The organism is Streptomyces sp. CAU 1734 (assembly GCF_039888735.1).
Lineage (GTDB): Bacteria > Actinomycetota > Actinomycetes > Streptomycetales > Streptomycetaceae > Streptomyces.
The window spans coordinates 285,273-300,367 of sequence record NZ_JBDQQP010000006.1 but is presented as its reverse complement, the minus strand read 5'-3'; the positions used below and the strand labels follow the sequence as shown (position 1 = coordinate 300,367).

Below are 15,095 nucleotides of genomic sequence, written 5' to 3'. Positions count from 1 at the left end.
CTTCCGTCTCTCCACCGTCTCCACCGGCTCCGCGTCAGACGGCCGAGGTCTGCGCCTGCGGTCCGCCGCCCCGCGGCGATACGACGGCGCGCCGGCCGTCCTGGTCCAGGTCCAGCAGGTCCAGCAGGTACTGCCCGTATCCACTCGTGAGGAGCGGATGAGCCAGGGCGCGGAGCTGGTCGTCATCGATCAGCCCGACCCGCCAGACCGCCTCCTCCACACAGCCGATCTTGAGGCCCTGGCGTTCCTCGACGACCCGGACGAACTCCGACGCCTGGACCATGGAGGCGAAGGTTCCGGTGTCCAGCCAGGCGGTGCCCCGGTCGAGACGGGTGACACGGAGTTCACCGGCGTCCAGATAGACCTGGTTGAGCTCGGTGATCTCCAGCTCGCCGCGAGCGCTGGGTTTCAGCCCGCGGGCGATCTCCACGACGCGGTTGTCGTAGAAGTACAGTCCCGGCACGGCGTACCGGGACCTCGGGCGGGCGGGCTTCTCCTCGATGGACAACGCCCGGCCGTGGTCGTCGAATTCGACCACGCCGTAAGCCGACGGATTCGCGACCTGATACGCGAAGACCTGGCCCCCGCGCGTCCGGCCCTCGTGTGCCAGCAGGGCGCTCAGCCCCGATCCATGGAAAATGTTGTCGCCGAGGATCAGCGCGACGCATTCGTCCCCGATGAAATCGGAACCCAGCAGAAATGCCTGGGCGATTCCCTCGGGGCGCTCCTGCGTCGCGTACTCGATGCGGAGACCGAGTTGACCGCCGTCACCGAGCAGTGAGCGGAACTGCTCCTGATGTTCCGGGGTGGTGATGACGAGTACCTCACTCACCCCTGCCAGCACCAGCGTGGAGAGCGGGTAGTAGACCATCGGTTTGTCGAAAACCGGCAGGAGCTGTTTGGAAACGGACCGGGTCAGCGGCCAGAGCCGCGAGCCGGTGCCCCCTGCCAGCAGAATTCCACGCATGTGCGGTCAGGGGCGCGCTGCCCGTGCGGGGTCGCTTCCCCACCCCCCTTTCGTCCCGCGGAAGAAGTGTTACGGACCCCATATTCCGGCACGAACGAAGCTGCGGGTGCTCGATCCTCCGCGAAAACGGCCGCTTCACCGATTTGCGTCTCCAATCGAGTGATGTTGTCCGTCAGCCGAGGGGGCCCGTACACGCTTGGCCTCGGCATCTACCGGGAGCGTCTCTGTCGATCCTCCCGTATGAACGTCGCGCAAATGTGCCGATAGGTCAACGATTGGCCTCGACGGCAGCTGTGCGAATTCCTCCGGCTGCCGCTCATCCGGCAGCTACGACTGTCTCCATCATTTCTGCGCGAAAGGAATTCTGGTGAGAAGTAGAACCATCGTCCGCAACCGGGTGAGAGCCATCACCATGGTCTCGGCGGGCACCCTGGCCGCCGTGCTCAATGTGGCGCCCAGTGCGGCGGCCGTCGCCGACGCCGTCGAGCGCTCGGGCACCCGGCACAGCCTGGGCCTGCCGGGACCGAACGGCGCCACGACGGCGAGCGGGCAGCATCACGACGCCGATCGGCAGGGCGAGCGCACCGCCCAGCGGAACGACGGCGGCCGCAAGGGCAAGGGCAAGGGCCCGCACGGACCCCAGGGGCCGCCCGGGCCGCAAGGGCCGCAGGGTGCCACTGGCCCCAAGGGCCCGCAGGGCGCCACCGGACCCCAGGGGCCGCAGGGCACTCAGGGCACTCAGGGCACCAACGGCACCAACGGCACGCAGGGACCACAGGGAACCCAGGGCACACAGGGTGCCGACGGCGCGGACGGCACCCAGGGGCCGCAGGGAACCCAGGGCACGAACGGAACGAACGGCGCACAAGGTGCCATCGGACCCCAAGGGTCCCAGGGGGCCAACGGCACGCAGGGAACCCAGGGTGCCGATGGCACGGACGGCGCACAGGGCGCCACCGGACCCCAGGGACCGCAAGGCACCAACGGCACGCAAGGACCGCAGGGAACCCAAGGCACCCAGGGTGCCGACGGCGCGGACGGCACGCAGGGGCCGCAGGGAACCCAGGGCACGAACGGAACGAACGGCGCACAAGGTGCCACCGGACCCCAGGGTCCGCAGGGCACACAGGGCACACAGGGCACCAACGGAACGCAGGGGCCGCAGGGAACCCAAGGCACCACCGGACCTCAAGGCACACAAGGCACCAACGGCACACAAGGACCGCAGGGAACCCAAGGCACACAGGGACCGCAGGGACCGGCGGATCTGAACACCTATGTCATCAGAGGGCCCCAGGCCATTCCGGTCCTCATCGGCGTGGGCGTGACGTCAACGGCCAACTGCCTGGCCGGCGACGTGGCCACCGGCGGCGGCTATGACACTTTCGGGCTGCTCAGCGCGATCAACGTGATCGAGAACGCACCCATCCCCAAGGCCGCTGGTACTCAGGCCGGGCCTCCCACCGGATGGCAGACCCAGGCCTCCGTCACGCTGCTCGGCGGCGGATTCCAGTCCTACGTGGTCTGCGTGGACCAGTAGTCCGAGCCGATGGGCGCCGGCCCGGAGTACCGACTTGTCGCCGGTGGGCGGACGCCTACAGGCTTGCCAACCGGTGCGGTGGAGCCGCCACGACGGCTGTTCCACCGCACCGTCCGCCCTGGATGGTCGTACGTCCGGTCGGACCCCGGTGCGCGGGAAGCGGACAAGTACGGGTGGGATGGGTGTCCCCGAGGAAGGTGCGACATGGCTGCCCGGTGACGACCCGGCCGCGGCATCACTCCGGGTGGAAGCCGACCGCATCCGGCACCCCGCCACTCGCGTCACCAAGCTCGCCGACACGGTGGAGACGCCCGAAGGGTGGATCGCCCGTACCTGTGCGCCACCGTACGGACGAGCCGACCGACGGCCGGCGGGCGCCGTGCGCTCGCCGGACTCATGAAGTCCTGAGCCCCGGTGTACGAGTACCCGGCCAGGCGCGGATGCGGATGCGGTGCCCCTGGGCCGGTACGCGTCAGCGGCGGAGCAGGGCCGGCCGATGTCTCCGGCGCGATCGGCCAAGGCCGTTCCCGGTCGGTTCCGCCTCGCTCCCCGGCACCCGGAGGGCCCGTGTCCGTGTCAGCTCGGGTGGCGGCCGGGGCGCGGCGGCGCGGGGCTCCAGCCGCGCCCGGCCGGCCGGGACCCGCAGTGGACACGCCTCCGCCGACGACGGCGCGACCGCTCCGGCGGCCTTGACCTTGTCGCGACGGCGGGGTTTTCACTGAGGTCATGCGGATCCGAGAGATCGCCGCGTTCGCCGGGGTCACCACCCGGACGATCCGGCACCACCATGTCGAGCCGCTCCCGGAACCGGAGCGGCTCCCCAGCGGACACCGGGTCCACGGCGTCCGTGATTCCGCCCGACCCGGCCGGCCCGCCCGCGCGTGCCGGGCGGGCGGGCTCGATCTCATCGTGGCCGGTCAGACCGGAGTGACTCTGGAACTGAACCGTCCGCCGGCCTTCACCCGCCCCCTCGGCCGCACCGGGGAGGCACGAGTCGTCCGCTTCCACGCCGACGACCCGAGTGCTCTGGCCGAAATCCTGCGCGAGACCGCGCTCACCCGAATCCCACCGGGAAGGGACATCTGATGAACACCGCCCCCGAGAGGAACATGGCCTTGCTGCGCACCGCGTACCAGAACCTGGCGAGCCGGGATCTGGACGCATGCGCCGCTCTGATGACGGAGGACTTCATCGCCAACCTTCCCGGGGCACCCGGCCCATTGCATGGGCGGGAGATCTGGAAACTGGGCGCACAGGCCATGATCGACGGCTTCCCCGATCTTCGGATCACCGTGGAGGACATGTTCGGCGACGGCGACCAGGTGGCGGTACGCGTCCGCTTCCGCGGTACGCACCAGGGCATCTTCCAGGGCGTGGCCGCGACGCACCGGCCGGTCGGTTTCCGCAGCATCGAGATCTACCGCATCGAGGACGGGAGGATCGCCGAGGAGTGGGTGGCCCCGGACATGATCAGCCTCATGGGGCAGATCTCACCGCGTTCCGCCTCCTGACCGAGTGACCGGCATCCCTTCCGCTGCCCCTTTCCGAACGTCGGCCCGCGGAGGGGACGCGGAGCCCGTCGCACCGCCGCCGGGGCGTTCCCGGGGCCGGAGTGCGCGGCACCTCCCCGACAACGCGGCGGTGGCAGCCGGGCAACCCGGCCCCTTCCCGGGCCGGCCCCGGTGACCCAATGGCCCCGCGCCCTCATCCCCGCGGATCACCGACCCGCGGCGCCCGTACCGGCAGCGGGTTCTCCTCCGCGGCCCGCGTTCGGCGTACGCGTCAGTACGCGTCAGCCGGACCGCATACCGACCGCCAGCGTCAGTTCGAGGACCCGGTGCGGCGATGCGAGATCCGGAAAGAGCTCCCGCAGCTGCGCCATCCGGTACCGGACTGTCTGGGGATGGACGAACAACGCCGCCGCCGCCTCGTCCCGTCTGCCCTGGTGCAGCAGCCACGCGCGCAACGTCTCCTCCAGCCGCCGCGCCGTCGCGACGGGCAGGGTCCGCAACGGTGCGAGAGCCCGGGCGCGCAGGTCCGCGAAAGCCTCCGCGTCGGCGCTCAGCACCAGCTCGGGCAGGTGCTCCTCGGTGTCGCGGATGTCGGCGGAGAGGGAGCGCGCGCGTACGGCGCGCGCGTACGAGGCGGACGCCCTGGTCCACGGCCGGGCCGGGCCGGTCACGGCGGTGCGGTCGGTCAGCTGCCTCAGGAGATGTGATCGGTCGGCATCGGGGACGAGCAGCACACCGGTGGCGTCCGGCAGATCGTCGAGGACGAGGGTGCTCGGGTCGAGCGTGCGGTAGGCGGGCCATGCCTGGGCGGCGGGCAGCAGGACCGCGGTCAGCGAGACCGGCGGCTGCCATCCCGCCCGCTGGGCGGAGGCCAGCAGTACGTCCGGGCTCGCGCCGGCGAGGAGGTCGCGGGCCAGGTGTTCCAGATGGCGCTCGTGGGCCCGGCCCCGGGCGGCGAGTTCATCGGCGTGGCCCGCGGCGCTCGCGGCGGAGAGCTCGTCGATGTAGGCGAAGGTCAGCTCGGCGAACTTGGCGACCTCGGCGGCGGGCAGACCTGCGGGGACGGCACCCGCCGCCAGGCACCGCCAGGCCACGCGGGCGCCGACCCGGTAGGCGCTGAGCAGGGCGTCCATCGAACGGCCGTCGCGCACCTCGCCGCGGCCCAGCTCGTAGGCCGCGTCACCGGCGTCGCCGCCCATGGCGTTCCCGCTCGCGAGGTCCAGGTAGTGCCCCAGGGCGGTGCGGACGGATCGGCGGATGGTGCCGCCCATGCGGCCCGAAAGAGCGTTGGCGTAGGGAGGGACCTCGTCGATGATCGCCTGGACGACCTCGTCGGCGGTGCTCTTCAGCGCGGCCCGCAGTGCGGTGACCGTCGTCTCGTCCAGGACCGGTGCGATGGCCCTCCGGATCGTATGTCCCATATTTTGTTCCCTGCGAACAATTCAGCCGAACAGATTCACGTCCTACGGGTAAGACTTTACGCCCTGAGGCAGATCAAGCTGGACCCATGACGAGTGCAGCCCTCCGCAGTAGGGCGTGGAAACTGCTGGAGATGGTCACGACGCCGCTGCTGCCGTCGGATTACCTCGACCTGGTGAGTCCGCTGCGTGCGGGCGCCGACCTGCGTGGGCGCATCGAGGCCGTGCATCCCGAGACGGATGACGCCGCGACCGTCGTGATCAGGCCGGGAGGGGGCTGGCGCGGCCACACGGCCGGTCAGTATGTACGGATCGGGGTCGACGTCGACGGGGTGCGCCTGTGGCGTGCGTACTCCATCACCTCACCGGCGAACCGCCGGGACGGCCGCTTCACGATCACCGTGAAGGCGATCCCGGACGGCAAGGTCAGCAACCACCTGGTCCGCAGGGCGGGGCCGGGCACCCTGATCCAGCTCGACCAGGCGACCGGTGACTTCGTGCTGCCGGAGGCCAAGCCCGCGAAGGTGCTCTACCTGACGGCCGGCAGCGGCATCACGCCGGTGATGGGCATGCTGCGCGACAACGAGTTCGACGACGCCGTCATGGTCCACTGTGCGCCGCGGCCGCAGGACGTGATCTTCCGCGGCGATCTGCACGACCTGGTGGCGGACGGGAAGCTGCGTCTGACCGAAGTGCACACCGACACGGACGGCCTGCTCGACATCGCCCGTCTCGGCGAACTCGTACCCGACTGGGCCGAGCGCGAGACCTGGGCCTGCGGGCCCGCGGGCCTGCTCGACGCCGCCGAAGCGCACTGGACCGAGCGCGGCGTGCGGGAGCGCCTGCACACCGAACGCTTCCGGCCCGGCATCGCCGTCGCCGGCGAGGGCAGCGGTGGCCGGGTCACGTTCAGCACCACCGGCAGGACCGTCGACGCGGACGGCGCCACGCCGTTGCTGAACGTCGGCGAGGAGGCCGGTGTGCTCATGCCCTCCGGGTGCCGTATGGGCATCTGCTTCGGCTGCGTCACCCCGCTCAGGGCGGGCGCCGTCCGCGACCTGCGCACCGGCGAGATCACCGAGGCCGAGCCGGGCGTCCTCATCCAGACCTGTGTGTCCGCCGCGGCGGGCCCCTGCGACATCGAACGGTAGGAACACCTTGACCGCCATCGACCCCACGGCCCACCTCACCGCGGAGCAGATCGAGGAGCTCGGCCGCGAGCTGGACGCGATCCGCGACGAGGTGATCGCCGACCGCGGTGAGAAAGACGCCGCCTACATCCGCAAGGTCATCTCGGTGCAGCGCAGGCTCGAACTGGTCAGCCGGGGCGTGCTGCTGTTCTCGTTCTTCCCGCCCGCGTGGCTGATCGGCACCGCCGGTCTGTCGGTGGCGAAGATCATGGACAACATGGAGATCGGCCACAATGTCCTGCACGGCCAGTGGGACTGGATGCGGGATCCCAAGATCCACTCGACCACCTGGGAGTGGGATCACGTCTCGCCGGCCGAGCAGTGGAAGCACTCGCACAATGAGCTGCACCACACGTACACCAATGTGATCGGCAAGGACAACGACCTCGGCTACGGCATCATGCGCGTCGACGAGGACCAGAAGTGGCACCCCTTCCACCTCGGCCAGCCGCTGTGGAACTTCATCAACGCCTGCTTCTTCGAGTACGGCATCGCGGCGTACGACCTGGAGCTCGGCAAGAACCTGCACAAGCGGCGCCGCAACAACCCGGAGTTCCGCGCGCGGGCCAGGGCCGTGGGCCGCAAGATCCGCAAGCAGGTGCTCAAGGACTACGTGATCCACCCGCTGCTGTCGGGCCCGTCGTTCCTCACCACGCTCGCCGCCACGTTCACCGCGAACCTGGTCCGCAACATCTGGTCCCACTCGGTGATCATGTGCGGGCACTTCCCCGAGGGCGTGCAGGTCTTCGAGCGCCGGTCGATCAAGGGCGAGACGCGCGGCCAGTGGTACCTGCGCCAGATGATGGGCTCGGCGAACATCAGCGGCAGCAAGGCCATGCACTTCATGACCGGCAATCTGTCGCACCAGATCGAGCACCACCTCTTCCCGGACCTGCCGAGCAACCGGTACGCCGAGGTCGCGGTGAAGGTGCGCGCGCTGTTCGAGAAGTACGAGCTGGAGTACGTCAGCGGGCCGCTGCCCAAGCAGGTGTTCTCCGCGTGGCACAAGGTCTTCCGGCTCTCGCTGCCGAACAGGAAGCCCGCGGTCAAGGCGCGGGACCGCAAGCGGGAGCCCGTCGCGGCCTGATTCCGGTACCGGGCCCCGTCTCCCGGCGGCACCGCCGGGTTCGGTGAGAGGGCGCGGACGGCGGACGGCCGCGCCGGACGCCGCCGCCGGTGCGGGAGAGGCGCACCGCCCGCCGGAACTCAGCGCGCATCCCCCGGCGACGGGGTGTCCTGCCACGCCCGGGTGCGGCTCGGCACGAGTCAGGTCCGGCCGCGCCGTACGCCGGTTTCGGGCAGGTCCAGGAGAAGACCGCGGCCGCGGCCGGTGACGGGAAGCGGCCCGCTCGGCCCTCCCCGGTGGTGGATCCACTTCCGCGGAATCGCCGGGGTCCTCCGGCCCCGGCCCGCGGTGTGAAGGGCGCGCTGGCCGACACCACCCCGGCCGGCTGACACGGAGACGGAATTCGGCATCGACCGCACCGGTGCGGGCCGCTTCCCCCACCCGGTCACCTCGTCCCCCGTCCGGCCGAACCGCGTCGCGCCGGCCATCCGGTCATCGACGGGGGACGCACCTTTCGACGCATCCGTCACTTGTGTACCGGTCACGGCACAGGGCGGTGTTCGATCCCGTTCACTGGTGAGGGATTCGGTTCCCGCTCGTCCGGGGCACTTCGATCACCGCGTGATATCCCCGAGATCCTCTTTTCCCGAGAACTGGCAGGTAGCCGCGTCGGCGCTGGTCAGTGGGGCTCGGCACACAGCGGCGGCGCCTTGGCGGATTTCCCCGTGAGCCGGTGGAGCGTGTGTGCGAACCGGTGCGGGTACTCATGACCCTCGCATGTTGGTGATCACGGCGGAGTCGGGCGGCCAGTCGCAGCAGGAAGCAGCAGTCATCGGTCTCACGGGTGGATGTCCCGGGTGTGCCCGTGACCGCCGCGCCATGCCGTGATCGGATGCCCGGCGGTCGTGAGCCACCTTCCCCACCGTGCAGGCCGAGGAATTCGAGGAGAAACGGCTATGCGTTTACCCATACCCGGAAGCCCGGGAAGACCCCTTGGACCGAGAAGACGAGGGCGGTTCCGGACCAGGAGCGGCCCCGGGAGCATCGCCGGCGGGATCGCCCTCGTCATGGCTGTGACATTGCTCGACGGCAATGGTGCGGCCATGGCGGACGCGCGCCGGGCCCCGGTCGCGGAACGGGAGAAGCCGGCTGCCGCGGAGGCGGCCGACATCGCTTCCGCCCGGATCGCCGCTCGGCTGTCCGGCAAGCGCGTGGAGGCGCTCGCCGAGCGCACGGAGACATCGACGACATGGGCGAACAAGGACGGTTCGCTGACCACCGAGCTGACGGCCGGACCGGTGCGGTTCGAGGCCGGCGGCACCGGCGGGTGGCGGGATGTCGATCTGCGCCTGACGCGGGGCGCGGACGGTTCGGTGGCGCCGCGGGCGCATCCGGAGGGTCTGCTGCTGGGAGGCGGGACGGCTCAGGCTCCGGCGCGTTCGCTGTCCGCGGCGCGGTCGGCGAAGGCAGTGGATCTGGTCACCCTGGGTGAGGGGGATCAGCGGATCACACTCCAGTGGAAGGGCGGTCTGCCCTCGCCCGCGCTGAAGGGCACGCGGGCGGAGTACCGCAACGCGGTGCCGGGCGCGGATGTGGTGGTCGAGGCCACCCGGACCGGTTTCGAGCAGTTCGTGGAGATCAATGAGCGCCCGGCCGAGAAGGGCTACTCCTACACCCTGCCGCTGAGGACCAATGGGCTGAAGGTGCGCCAGCGCGCGGACGGCAGTGTGGTGTTCACGGACCGGAAGAAGAAACTACGAGCTGTCATGCCCACGCCCATTATGTGGGATTCGACGGTCGACAAGGTCTCCGGTGAGCACACCCGCCGGGTCGAGGTCGCCATGAAGGCCGTCAAGACCAAGGGAGGTGTGGATCTGATCGTCACCCCGGACGCGAAGTTCCTCGCGGACCCGAGGACCAAGTACCCGGTCACGGTCGACCCGTCGACCTCGGCGCTGGGCAGTGTGTTCGACACCTATGTCCAGCAGGGTGAGACGGTGGACTGGTCCGCCGACACGGAGCTGGATCTCGGCAACCCCGGCACGACCAACCCGGGCACCGGAACGCCGCGTACCGCGCGTTCCTTCATCTCGTGGAACACCGAGCCGATCCGGGACGCGCTGATCAGCAGCGCCACCCTGTCGCTGTGGAACTTCCACTCCGCGAACACGGCGTGTACCGCACAGCCGTGGGAGGTGTGGTCGACCGGATACGCCAATACCGCCACCCGCTGGACCTCCCAGCCCGGCTGGACGGCGAAGAAGGCCACCTCCACCGAGACCAAGGGCAACCCGGCCTGCACGGCCGCGCCCGACGGCTGGATCAACGCCGACGTCTCCACCCTGGTCCAGGAGTGGGCCTCCGCGCAGCTCCCTCTCGGCCATATGGGCCTGCGGGCCACCAGCGAGACGGATGTGGCGCAGTGGAAGCGGGTGAACTCCTCCAACGCCGCGGCCAACCCGCCCAAGCTGGTCGTCACCCACAACTACCGCCCCAAGACCGGGACGAAGCAGGAGGCCGGCCCGCCGTACTTCTCCTACGGCGGTGACCACACCGTCAACACCCTGCGCCCGGTTCTCCGCGACACGTTCGTGGATGTCAACGGGGACAAGGTCACCGGTACCTTCCAGATCTTCGACGACGCCACCAACGCCCAGGTGGGCAGTGTCCTCGTCTCACCCGCGGTTCCCTCCGGACAGGTCGCGTCCGTCACCGTCCCGGCGGGGGTGCTGACCAACGGGAAGACGTACCGCTTCCGCACCAACCCGTATGACGGACTGCACTACAACCTCGGCTGGTCGGCGTGGAAGAAATTCACCGTCGACACCACCGCCCCCTCCGTCCCCACCTCCGTCTCCTCCGCCGACTACCCCACCGGGCAGTGGGTCAAGGGCGCCGGACAGCCCGGAACCTTCACCGCCACACCCCCCACCGGGGGTGACCACCAGTGGCTCGAGTGGTCCCTCGACGGCACCACCTGGACCAAAGTCCTCACCGACGGCGCTCCGGCGGCCAAGAACATCTCGATCACCCCGCCGGACAACGGCTCCCAGACCCTGCTGGTCCGCGCGGTCGACCGGGCCGACAACAGGTCGAACGCGGTCGAGTACACGTTCAACGCGGGCCCGGGCGGGTTCCTCCGGCCGGCCGCCGGTGAGCGCACCGCCCGCCGGCTGTTCCTCGAAGCGGAGAGCGATCCCGTCAAGTACGACGCGGTGACGTTCTCCTGGCGGCGGTCCGCGGCGGACCCCTGGGTCCAGATTCCGCCCGGCGATGTCACCCAGGGGGGAACCGCTCTCTCCGCCTGGCCGGTCGCGATGACCGGCGGCAAGAACCCGGTGCTGACCTGGAATGCCTCCGGGACGGTCGATCCGGACGGATCGGTCGAGATCAAGGCGGGCTTCACCGGACCGCTCGGGGCGGCGGGCAGTTCCGACCCGATCAGCGTCGTGGTGGACCGCAACGCGGACGACGCAGCCGGTGAGGAGATCGGCCCCGGTTCGCTGAATCTGCTCACCGGTGACTTCACCATCTCGGAGCAGGATGTCTCCGCCTTCGACCTGACCGTGTCCCGTACGGCCTCCTCGCGCAGTCCCAACGCCGGGGCCCAGCGTGAGGAGCAGGTCCCGATCTACGGGCCGGAGTGGGTGTCCGGCTTCACCACCGAGCTCACGGAGTCCGAGTACACCCATCTGGAGCGGGTCTCCGACACCGCGGTGAAGGTGGCGCTGTCGGACGGCAGCCCCCTGCACTTCACCGCGAACGCGGCGCAGAACGGCTGGGTTCCCGAGCCGGGCGCCGAGGAGATGAGGCTCCAGGGCAGTGTGACCACGGCCTTCACCCTCTCGGACGGGGAGGGCACGGTCACCGAGTTCACCCGGACCGCGCCGGGATCCGCGAGCTGGCGGGTCAGCAGCACACTGGTGAACGGGCTGGCCGCGTCCACGACCACCGTGGTCTCCGAGAACGTCACGGTGGGCGGGGCCATCCACGCCAGGCCGAAGAGGATCATCGCACCGACCTCGGCCGTCACCGCGGCCACCTGCGCGGCGGACCAGTCGACCAAGGGCTGCCGCGTACTGGAGTACGTCTACGCGACCGCCACCACGGCGACCGGCTCCGCCTTCGGTGACTTCACCGGCCGGGTGAAGGAGATCCGGCTGTGGTCGACCGCCCCGGGCGCCGCCGCGGGGACGGCCAAGCCGGTGCAGGAGTACCGGTACGACGACGCGGGCAGGCTGCGCCGGGCGTGGGAGCCGCTGATCACTCCGGCGCTGGTGACCGAGTACGCCTATGACAGCGCCGGACGGGTCACGGGCTACACCGCTGCCGGTGAGCTCCCGTGGACCTTCACCTACGGCCAGGCGGGCAATGACCCCTCGGCGGGCCAGGGCATGCTGCTGAAGGCGAGCCGCTCCGGACTCCAGCAGGGCACGGCCGATGTGACCCAGGGGGTGGCGAGCACCAGCGTCGTCTACGACGTCCCGCTCACCGGCTCCACCGCTCCGTACGAGATGGGGGCGGCGGACGTCAGGGCATGGGGTCAGCAGGACCTCCCGGTGGACGCCGCCGCCGTCTTCCCGGCGGACGCCGTGCCCTCGTCCCACTCGGGCGCGAGCCTGGCCCGGGCCGACTACGCCCGCGCCACCGTCCACTACCTCAACGCATCGGCGCAGCGCACCAACACGGCCGCGCCCGGCGGGCGGATCGACAGCACCGACCACGACCGGTTCGGCAACGTGGTGCGTGCCCTGTCCGCGGGGAACCGGCAGACATCCGTCGGTGCCGGCACCGCGGACCAGGCGGTGCTCGCCGGTCTGGGACTGGCGTCGGTGCCCGCCGCCGAGCGCGCGGAGCTGCTCTCCACGCGGTCGGTCTACGACGAGAGCGGCGCCCGGGAGCTGGAGCAGTTCGGGCCGGTCGGGCGGATCGAACTCACCAAGGACCTGAAGTCCGGAACCACCACACTGGTCTCCGCCGGCACATCGGTGATCGCCAGGAGCTGGACCCGGAAGGTGTATGACGAGGGCAGGCCCGGCGGCGACTCTCTTCTGGTGAGCAACCAGGTCACCACCACCACGACCGGCGCTCAGGTGCGTGAGCACCCGGGGGTCATGGGTGACGCGCAGGTGACCAAGGTCGAGTACGACTGGGCCAAGGGCAAAGCGACCAAGGTCGTGCAGGACCCCGCCGGGCTGGCCATCACCACCACCACGGAGTACGACTCCCAGGGCCGGGTCTCCAAGCAGGGTGCTCCCGGCACCAGCGGCACCGACGCGGGAACGCAGACCGCCGTCTACTGGTCGGCGACCGGCACGGGAGCATGCGCGGGCCGGCCGGAGTGGGCCGATCTGCTGTGCAGCAATGGACCGGCGGGGAACATCACCGGAGGGGGCACCAACCCCGGCGAGCTGCCGACCATGACGGTCGAGTACGACCAGTGGGGCAACACCGCCAAGACCACCGAGACGGCCGCGGGATCGAGCCGGGTCATCACCCGTTCCCATGACGCGGCCGGCCGTCCCACCACGGTCGCGGTCACCGGCGGGCTCGGGCAGGCGGTTCCCACGACCACCACCCAGTACGACCCCTTGACGGGCAAGGAGACCGGCACCACCTCGACCACCGCGGGAACGATATCCCGGGCCCACGACAGACTGGGTCGCGAGATCTCGTACACCGACGCGGACGGCGGAGTCACCACCACGGAGTACGACCTCCTCGACCGCCAGGTCAAGGTGAGCAACAGTGTTCCGAGCAGCGTCACCTACACCTACGACACCGCCATCGAGCCGCGCGGGCTTCCCACGAAGGTCACCGACTCCGTGGCGGGCGCCTTCTCCACCACCTACAACGCGGATGGTGTGGTCGCCTCGGAGAAGCTCCCGGGCGGTTACTCGCTGACGCAGACCCACGACCCCGTCGGCAAGGTGACCGAGCGCACCTACACCCGGGACAGTGATGGCACGATCCTGTACTCCGACGCCGTCACACAGACCGTCCACGGCCGGAACGCCTCGCATTCCGGCTGGTCGGAGCAGCGGTACGGCTACGACAACGCCGGCCGTCTGACGCGTGTGGAGGACACCGTCGGGAACGGCTGCACCCTGCGGACCTACACCCTCGACGCCCGGTCCAACCGGACCGCCGTGACCACGGCGGCCGGTGCCCCCGGACTCGCCTGCCCCGCCGGCGGAGGAACCACCGAGACACGGACCTATGACACGGCGGACCGCCGGGCCGGCGGAAGCCACACCTACGACGGTTTCGGCCGCACCACCTCGCTCCCCGGTGCCGGCCTCGACTACTACACCAACGATCTCGTTCACCGGCAGACGGCGGGCAGCAAGCGCCAGACCTGGCAGCTCGACGCCGCGCTGCGCTTCCGCTCCTGGACGGTCGAGACCAACGCGGGAGGCACATGGACGCAGTCGGCGGCCAGGACCAATCACTACGGCGGTGGATCCGACAACCCCACCTGGATTCGCGAGAACGCCGCGGGCGCGGTGACCCGCAATGTCACCTCGGTGACGGGGGCGCTGACAGCCACCACGGGCAAGACCGCCGACACGGTGCTCCAGCTCTCCAACATCCACGGTGACATCGCCCTTCAGCTGCCACTGGATGTGAGCAAGGCTCCGACCGCGCTCGACAGCGATGAGAACGGAGCGCCCCGGGCCGGCCAGGCCGGTCAGCGCTACGGCTGGCTCGGCGGCAAGCAGCGATCCGGTGAGACCCTCACCGGCCTCTCTCTCATGGGTGTGCGGCTCTACGACCCCGAGTCGGCGCGCTTCCTCCAGATGGACCCGATCTTCGGCGGGAACTGCAATACGTACGACTACGTCTGCGCGGATCCGGTCAATGGAACCGACCTGGACGGCCGCTGCGGAGCTTGGGGCAACCCCTTCAAGAAGTGCGACAAGTGGCGCATTCTGATGTGGTCGCGTTCGATGAACAGCTACTGGAAGACCATCCGGGAGGGCAGCAAGACCGCCGTACGGGAAAATGGCGTGAAGTACGGAAAGTTCGGGCTCCGTCACATCAAGGACAAGCACGTCGGATGGGGCAAGAAATCCAACTGGCTGAGCAGCTCCAAGATGATCAGCGATCTGAAGAAGGCGCTGGTCCACGGCAACTGGACGATCGACTGGGGCGGCGAGTCCCGGACCAACACCGCCTGGAAGATCACCTACTCGTACAAGACGGGCTGTTGGTGCCGGAAGAAGAGAACGTACACGGTCACCGTCTTCTACCGGAACATCGCGGCACCTGACGGAAAGCCGCTCGGTGTGACGACGGCCTACATCAACCGCCGCTGACTCCGCGTCCGGTGCGGGCGGCGATAGAATGGCGCCCGCACCGGACGGTTCGTACATCATCGTGCGGCCCGGAGAAGTGAAATG

General features: G+C 69.9%; 8 protein-coding genes. 6 read left to right on the top strand and 2 right to left on the bottom strand.

The genetic code is table 11. From position 1 onward, the window contains the following. Window positions 1-34: 34 nt before the first annotated feature. On the bottom strand, window positions 35-967 hold the full coding sequence (rfbA, locus tag AAFN69_RS14050) for a glucose-1-phosphate thymidylyltransferase RfbA (RefSeq protein ID WP_347728787.1): 933 nt from the start codon (window positions 965-967) through the stop codon (window positions 35-37). Between the two features lie 367 nt (window positions 968-1,334). Here rfbA and AAFN69_RS14045 point away from each other — a divergent pair, with 367 nt between their 5' ends. From AAFN69_RS14045 to AAFN69_RS14035, 3 genes are all read left to right on the top strand, one after another. Beyond that, on the top strand, window positions 1,335-2,507 hold the full coding sequence (locus tag AAFN69_RS14045) for a collagen-like protein (RefSeq protein WP_347728786.1): 1,173 nt from the start codon (window positions 1,335-1,337) through the stop codon (window positions 2,505-2,507). Between the two features lie 726 nt (window positions 2,508-3,233). Next, window positions 3,234-3,593 (top strand): MerR family transcriptional regulator, encoded by a 360-nt coding sequence (locus tag AAFN69_RS14040; RefSeq protein ID WP_347728785.1) that lies wholly within the window; start codon window positions 3,234-3,236, stop codon window positions 3,591-3,593. Beyond that, the gene (locus tag AAFN69_RS14035) at window positions 3,593-4,018 is read left to right on the top strand and encodes an ester cyclase (protein WP_347728784.1); all 426 of its coding nucleotides are present in this window, start codon (window positions 3,593-3,595) and stop codon (window positions 4,016-4,018) included. Before AAFN69_RS14040 ends, AAFN69_RS14035 begins: the two co-directional genes overlap by 1 nt. Before the next feature lie 281 nt (window positions 4,019-4,299). Here AAFN69_RS14035 and AAFN69_RS14030 read toward each other — a convergent pair whose 3' ends face one another. Then, window positions 4,300-5,439, bottom strand: coding sequence for a helix-turn-helix domain-containing protein (locus tag AAFN69_RS14030; protein WP_347728783.1), 1,140 nt, complete (start codon window positions 5,437-5,439; stop codon window positions 4,300-4,302). An 86-nt stretch (window positions 5,440-5,525) separates the two neighbouring features. Here AAFN69_RS14030 and AAFN69_RS14025 point away from each other — a divergent pair, with 86 nt between their 5' ends. The 3 genes from AAFN69_RS14025 to AAFN69_RS14015 all read left to right on the top strand — a co-directional run bounded on the left by AAFN69_RS14025 (window position 5,526) and on the right by AAFN69_RS14015 (window position 15,011). Further along, window positions 5,526-6,587 carry a ferredoxin reductase gene (locus tag AAFN69_RS14025; protein ID WP_347728782.1) on the top strand — a complete coding sequence of 354 codons (1,062 nt, stop codon included), beginning with the start codon at window positions 5,526-5,528 and terminating at the stop codon, window positions 6,585-6,587. A 7-nt stretch (window positions 6,588-6,594) separates the two neighbouring features. Next, window positions 6,595-7,713 carry an acyl-CoA desaturase gene (locus AAFN69_RS14020; RefSeq protein ID WP_347728781.1) on the top strand — a complete coding sequence of 373 codons (1,119 nt, stop codon included), beginning with the start codon at window positions 6,595-6,597 and terminating at the stop codon, window positions 7,711-7,713. Between the two features lie 1,046 nt (window positions 7,714-8,759). Then, window positions 8,760-15,011 carry a DNRLRE domain-containing protein gene (locus AAFN69_RS14015; RefSeq protein WP_347728780.1) on the top strand — a complete coding sequence of 2,084 codons (6,252 nt, stop codon included), beginning with the start codon at window positions 8,760-8,762 and terminating at the stop codon, window positions 15,009-15,011. Window positions 15,012-15,095: the final 84 nt, after the last annotated feature.

What these genes read in the sequence shown, in the direction of transcription:
- AAFN69_RS14040 (WP_347728785.1), top strand. Translation starts at nt 3,234, where the DNA reads ATGCGGATCCGAGAGATCGCCGCGTTCGCCGGGGTCACCACCCGGACG.
- AAFN69_RS14030 (WP_347728783.1), bottom strand. Translation starts at nt 5,439, where the DNA reads ATGGGACATACGATCCGGAGGGCCATCGCACCGGTCCTGGACGAGACG.
- AAFN69_RS14015 (WP_347728780.1), top strand. Translation starts at nt 8,760, where the DNA reads ATGGCTGTGACATTGCTCGACGGCAATGGTGCGGCCATGGCGGACGCG.
- AAFN69_RS14025 (WP_347728782.1), top strand. Translation starts at nt 5,526, where the DNA reads ATGACGAGTGCAGCCCTCCGCAGTAGGGCGTGGAAACTGCTGGAGATG.
- rfbA (WP_347728787.1), bottom strand. Translation starts at nt 967, where the DNA reads ATGCGTGGAATTCTGCTGGCAGGGGGCACCGGCTCGCGGCTCTGGCCG.
- AAFN69_RS14035 (WP_347728784.1), top strand. Translation starts at nt 3,593, where the DNA reads ATGAACACCGCCCCCGAGAGGAACATGGCCTTGCTGCGCACCGCGTAC.